General features: G+C 65.8%; 8 protein-coding genes. 4 read left to right on the top strand and 4 right to left on the bottom strand.

Annotated elements, in window-relative coordinates; translation table 11 throughout:
* Nucleotides 1-179 precede the first annotated feature (179 nt).
* Nucleotides 180-764 carry an SMI1/KNR4 family protein gene (locus tag LZ495_RS43555; RefSeq protein ID WP_235058853.1) on the top strand — a complete coding sequence of 195 codons (585 nt, stop codon included), beginning with the start codon at nucleotides 180-182 and terminating at the stop codon, nucleotides 762-764.
* Nucleotides 765-931: 167 nt separating this feature from the next.
* Here the strand turns inward: LZ495_RS43555 and LZ495_RS43550 are convergent, their stop codons facing one another.
* The 3 genes from LZ495_RS43550 to LZ495_RS43540 form a co-directional block, all read right to left on the bottom strand.
* On the bottom strand, nucleotides 932-1,261 hold the full coding sequence (locus tag LZ495_RS43550; protein WP_235058852.1) for a hypothetical protein: 330 nt from the start codon (nucleotides 1,259-1,261) through the stop codon (nucleotides 932-934).
* Between the two features lie 375 nt (nucleotides 1,262-1,636).
* The gene (locus tag LZ495_RS43545) at nucleotides 1,637-1,882 is read right to left on the bottom strand and encodes a hypothetical protein (protein WP_235058851.1); all 246 of its coding nucleotides are present in this window, start codon (nucleotides 1,880-1,882) and stop codon (nucleotides 1,637-1,639) included.
* 129 nt (nucleotides 1,883-2,011) lie between these two features.
* The gene (locus LZ495_RS43540) at nucleotides 2,012-2,356 is read right to left on the bottom strand and encodes a hypothetical protein (RefSeq protein WP_235058850.1); all 345 of its coding nucleotides are present in this window, start codon (nucleotides 2,354-2,356) and stop codon (nucleotides 2,012-2,014) included.
* Nucleotides 2,357-2,909: 553 nt separating this feature from the next.
* On the opposite strand from LZ495_RS43540, the gene LZ495_RS43535 reads away from it, so the two are divergent.
* Entirely contained in the window at nucleotides 2,910-3,737 is an 828-nt protein-coding gene (locus tag LZ495_RS43535) for a phosphotransferase enzyme family protein (RefSeq protein ID WP_268824097.1), read from the top strand.
* 22 nt (nucleotides 3,738-3,759) lie between these two features.
* Complete coding sequence (locus LZ495_RS43530) at nucleotides 3,760-4,062, top strand: hypothetical protein (protein WP_235058848.1); 303 nt, start codon at nucleotides 3,760-3,762, stop codon at nucleotides 4,060-4,062.
* On the opposite strand, the gene LZ495_RS43525 is transcribed toward LZ495_RS43530, so the two are convergent.
* Nucleotides 4,053-4,937 (bottom strand): NsdA family TPR-like regulatory protein, encoded by an 885-nt coding sequence (locus LZ495_RS43525; RefSeq protein WP_235058847.1) that lies wholly within the window; start codon nucleotides 4,935-4,937, stop codon nucleotides 4,053-4,055. The genes LZ495_RS43530 and LZ495_RS43525 overlap by 10 nt on opposite strands.
* Here LZ495_RS43525 and LZ495_RS43520 point away from each other — a divergent pair.
* Nucleotides 4,917-5,132, top strand: a complete 216-nt coding sequence (locus tag LZ495_RS43520) for a hypothetical protein (RefSeq protein ID WP_372498735.1) — start codon at nucleotides 4,917-4,919, stop codon at nucleotides 5,130-5,132. The genes LZ495_RS43525 and LZ495_RS43520 overlap by 21 nt on opposite strands.
* The last annotated feature ends 90 nt before the right edge of the window (nucleotides 5,133-5,222 follow it).

The raw sequence follows: 5,222 nt of genomic DNA, 5'->3' as shown, positions 1-5,222 counted from the left end.
AGGCCTGGTACAACATCCGCAGGCTCCACAGCAGCCTCGGCTACCGCACACCCGTCGAATACGAAACCGCCCTCACAGCCGCCTGAACAACACAACGACGGTGTCCGTCAAAGCGGAGCAAGCGCAGTCCAACACCGCCGCGTCTTCACGTTGTCGCACCTCGGCCGGATGATCTGCGCATGAGTATTGACGGACCTCGCCGCGGAATGGACATCATTTTCGGCAGCGTCGCCGAGTCCTGGGCCCGCATCGACGCCTGGCTGGCCACGCACGCCCCGCGCAGCTACGCGGAGTTGAACCCGCCGGCATCACAATCCGCGATCGCCGAAGCCGAGAACCGAACAGGCCTGCGGTTTCCTGACGACCTCCGTGCCTCGCTAGCCATCCACAATGGTGACTCAAGCGCCGTCGGCTTGCTGCCCTGCGGCATCCTCTACTCGACGGACGCAATCGCTTGCTACGCGGAATCACGTGTGAGAGGAATCGATGGCGACTCCGAACTCGAACTCTGGTGGCAGCCGACCTGGATCCCGTTCTCGGGCCTCCCCACTGACCACCACTTCATCGAGACCGCCCCCGGCTTCTGGTACGGCCACATTGGTTGGGCGCACCACACTGAGCTCGGCGTCTTCACCGGCTGGCCCAGCCTCGGAACCTGGCTCCACGCCGTCGCGGACACCCTCGAGAGCCACGGCCCCGACTACTTCCCGCTGATGGAGCTCCCAGTGCTCACCGACGACGGCTGCATTGAGTGGTGGGGCTGAAAAACCCACAACCTCAGTACGGACACAGGGCGTCCGCAAGACCGCGTGAATACACGGCTCCGGAGCGCGGATGCGCCCTGGAGTATGTGCGCAGGTCAGAGGCATGATCGCGAGTTAGTGGTGCAAGCTCATACCGCGCCTATACCTGATCTTGCTTCGAGGCGTGTTCAGGCCGCGGAGTTGCCTCGCTCATAAGACCGAACAGTGATGTACCCGTCTCGGGTCCTCCTCTGGTGCGAGACCACCTCGTGCCTGTCAGGGGACCGGCGCTTCTGGTCGCTGGCTATGGGTTCCGGGCTAGCCGCGGGGTCCTCGGTCTCGTCGGCGGCGTCCTCCTGCCCCTTGGCAAGAATGGCGTACGCACCAGCCGCGATGACAAGGGCCGCGCCGCTGATGATGCTCTTCCGGTGCCTCGTGAACAGGCGCTTCGCCCTATCGGTGACGGAGGGGGTCTCGTCGTCCTCAGGGGTTGTCTGGTCGGCTATTGAGGTATCCACCCACACAGATCTACCGGACCCTCCCCTCAACTGTCGGGGGGTTACCGAATGTTGCCCAATCAACCTCAAGGGGGTCGCGGCGCTTCGGGGCCGGCGGAACTGCACCACGCACCCCGGTCGCCGGCATGCCAGGGGTTCGCGCGCAGGGCAGCGCAACGTCACCACGCTGGAACGAGCGCGCCTCGGTCACGGCCGTCAGGTCATGTGCGCCCCCGGCAACGACTCTCGGACTGGCGCCCTGAGCTTGGAAATCAAGGAAACGAACCGAACAATCCGTCCCCTGACCTGCGCCTTAGCAGCAAACGATCAACCCGAACGCGCCGCTCCAATGCCCAAGTTGACCGCCGTTAACGGCTCCATCTGGCATGCGCAACGTTAGTGCTGGACTCGGCTCGACGCTGCTCCGATGGCGAGTGGAACAACCCCGCCCAGGGAACCGAGAAGCGCCTTGGCGGCGCGACGCAGCACGTCCTTCATGGTCACGTCGGTCATACGCACCACCTCCTTCTTGCTGGCCCGGTTGCGCCAGCGATCGGAAAGGCAATCAGCGGCGTAGTTGAAGACGAACGAGGACATGAGATGGAGCAGCAGAAGAGCTGACGCATTCAGCGTCGAGCCCAACCCAGCGATGCAGACCCTAGCCAGTCCGACCGACACTTGCCCGTTCGGCGTCTGACTCGGGGCCCACCAGCTTCGGGCCGCGGGGCGTGAAACGCGGCATGCAACTGCGACCTCTTGATCCGTAGCTGATCAAGCCCCGTCCGCGGCCGTCCCCTGCCGTCCATCTGCCCAGGTCAACGACCATGCATCGTCCGAGCCTGTCTGGATCGGTTCGACGTCATCCGGCCCCGTTGGCTCCCCTCCTGGCTCCCACGCCTGCATCAAGCCGCAGCGGAACTGCCAAGAGCCTGGGAGTACGTACCGCTCCCCCGTCGAGTCCTCAACGGTTGCGCCCTCATCGGTCATCAGCACACGGTCACCATTGCGAAGGTAGTACGGCTCCTCAAGCACCCACGCGATGTTGCCCTCAGTCACGAACTCGTTGACCTCGCAGAAGCTCGGAACCATCCCGACCCCGTCGATCTCAATCCGCATCCGGCAAGCGTGACATGCGGCACCACGACAGCGGGACACCTTCAGTCCGTAGCTCACGCCGGATCGGGCATCCCCTGTCATCCTTTGTATCGTGTCCGCGGATCGGGCTGGAGGGCCCCGCCGTGACCGGCGGCCACGCCGCACGCGCGGCGGGGCCCTCCAGCCCAGGCGGAGGCGCGCCGCTCGCGGCGCGCCCTTGATCCAGTAGAGAACAATTCGGCAGTTGATCTGTCCGGGACTTCGCCACGTGTGGTCGAGTGGCACTCCGGCCGCGACCGGGGGCACCCAAGTCCGGGAGGCGGGCCAAGTGGTACGCATCGTCACGAACCGCGTAGGGGGGTCGGGGGAAGGACGGAACTTCCCCCGGATCGGCCGGCAGGCCGATCGGCGCGGTACGCGTCCACGGACCGCATGCTGCCCTGCGCCTCTGGTCTATGTGGCTGCGGATCAAGCGTTGTAGCTTCGCGGTATGACGGGCAGCGGGGAGTCTGGGGCAGCGTTCACAGCGGAGAGTGCGACTGCGGTCCTAGCTGAGGCCTGCGCCGGAGCCGGGTTGGAGGACGCCGGGGCGGAGCTGCTGCGGCTCGGCTCGAACGCGGTGTTCCGGCTGGCTGGGTCGGTGGTCGTGCGGATCGGGCGGTCTGCTGTGGAGCTGGCGGAGCAGACGCGGACGGTCGGGGTGGCTCGGTGGCTGGAGGAGACTGGGTATCCGGCGGTGCGGCTGGTGGCTGGCGTTCGGCAACCTGTCGTTGTCGGTGGTCGGGTGGTGACCTTCTGGCGGTTGGTGGCCGGCGAGGAACGGTACGCCGGGGTGGTGGAGTTCGCAGAGCTGATGCGGCGGCTGCACTGGCTTGAGGAGCCGGAGTCGCTGGGGCTGCCGTACGTCGATCCGCTGGGGCCGACGATGCGGCGGCTCGGTGAGCTGGTGGGCCTGGCGGACGATGACCGGGAGTTCCTGCGGCAGCGGGCGGAGTCGCTGGCGAAGCGGTACGACGCCTTGGAGTTCGTGCTGCCGTTCGGGATGATCCATGGGGATGCCAGCGTGAGGAACGCGCTGCTGGACGATGCGGGCCGGGCGGTGTTGATCGACCTGGACGGCGTCGCGCTGGGGCCGCGCGAGTGGGACCTGGTCGCGACGGCGATGCACTACGAGCGCTTCGGCTGGCACACGCGGACCAAGTACGAAGCGTTCGCGCGGGCCTACGGCTTCGACGTCATGAACTGGTACGGATACCCGGTACTCGCGGACATCCGTGAAATGACCATGGTGGTCTGGCTCGCGCAGAACGCCGGACACAGCGAACAGGCGGATGCGGAGCTGGGCCGGCGCCTCTCGGATTTGCGGTCTGGTGGGGACCGACTTGGTTGGAAGCCGTTTTGAGCTGTCGACCATGGGGCCGCGTGTGAGTGCTGATGTAGAGGCTGCATCCAAGTACAGCCTGGTCGTGGCGCGCTTGTGCCTGATCCTCAGTGCTGTGCTGTACGTGGCCGGAATCTTCCTCCCGCAGTTCCGATACGAGTACGCGCGGGACACGTTGAACCAAGGAGCCTTGGGCGGCGCGATTTTCATTGAGCTGTTGGCCGGCTTCTTCGCGCTAGTCGCCTTCCTGATCCAGCGCGAACGCAAGGGATTGGTCAACCCGGGGCTGTTCATGATGGCTGTCGTGGCATCCAGCCACTTCACGCTCAGGGCGGTTCAGGCATAGAGAAGACTGGCGGTCAGGCGCTGAGCTGCCAGAGACGGTGGCTGGTCGCCTGCTCCCGGAAGTCGGCCACGGTGGTGGTTCCGCAGTAGCGATCGAGACGGGCCCGGAACTCGGTGAGGTACGCGACGCATCGGGCGGACTCGAGTTGGGGTCTGAGGTCGAGTGCGTCCAAGGCGGCGCGGCAGGCCAGTTCCGCGGTCTAGGAGCGAGTCCGCCAAGACCATGGTGGCGAAGAAATCGGAGCGGATGTACGAGCCGTCCGTGCCGCCGAGACACAGCTCCGCGTATGCGGTGGCCTGCCCGGGCTGCTTCAGGTCGCGGAAGCAGTGGCCGAACTCGGCGGACAGCTCCGCGTTGTCGAAGTAGTTGATGGATTCCGGGTCTTCGCTCGTGTTCTGCCGGTCGAGGATCGACGTTGCCTTGGACAGGGCGGCGGAACAGCTGGCCTCTTCGCCAAGCCGGGCGAGGGCACGGGCTTCCATGGCGCGGGACTGGGCGGTCATGGTTGCGGTTCTGTGCCGTTCGGTGCCGAGGAGGGCGGCGCGGGCGAGATTGGCGGCTTCGGTGAAGCGGCCAAGGAAGGTCGCCTGGAGGTTCATCGCGGAGAGGATGCTTCCGGCAAGCCGTCGGTCTTCGGCGGTCTGGGCAAGGCGTAAGGCCTGGACGAAGTAGCGCTGGGTTAAGCCGTGGTGGCCGGAGTCGTGGCCCATCCGCGCGGCCAAGAGCGTTCCCTCGGCAACAGTCGAGAAGAGCGCGCGACGAACCTGTTCGGCGCTGCGGGCGTGCAGAACCTCGCGTACGTATGAGTCGAGGTACTGGATCAGGCCCCGGCCTGTCCCATCCCGTCTGAGCTGATGGCCATCCTCAAGGCGCACATTGAGGAGTTCGGCGTCGCGGCGGACGGACAGGTCTTCACGAACGAGCTTGGCGGCCTGGTCGGTTCGTCGACCTACTGCCGGGTGTGGACTGAGGCGCGGACGTACGCGCTGCCGCCGGACAAGGTCGCCTTGAAGCTCGCCGCGCGACCGTACGACTTAGTGGTCCTAACAGAACGATCTTTGGCAGTGTGACGTTCGGCGGCTTGGGTCGTTGAACGGTTCGTGCGCAAAGGGGAGTTGCGTCCGTGGGTCGTCTCGGACGAGTTGTGGGCCTTGGTCGAG

The sequence above is a fragment of the Yinghuangia soli genome (genome assembly GCF_021502675.1).
Lineage (GTDB): Bacteria > Actinomycetota > Actinomycetes > Streptomycetales > Streptomycetaceae > Yinghuangia > Yinghuangia soli.
Note: the sequence above shows the minus strand (reverse complement) of the source record. Positions and strands in the feature narration are given on the sequence as shown.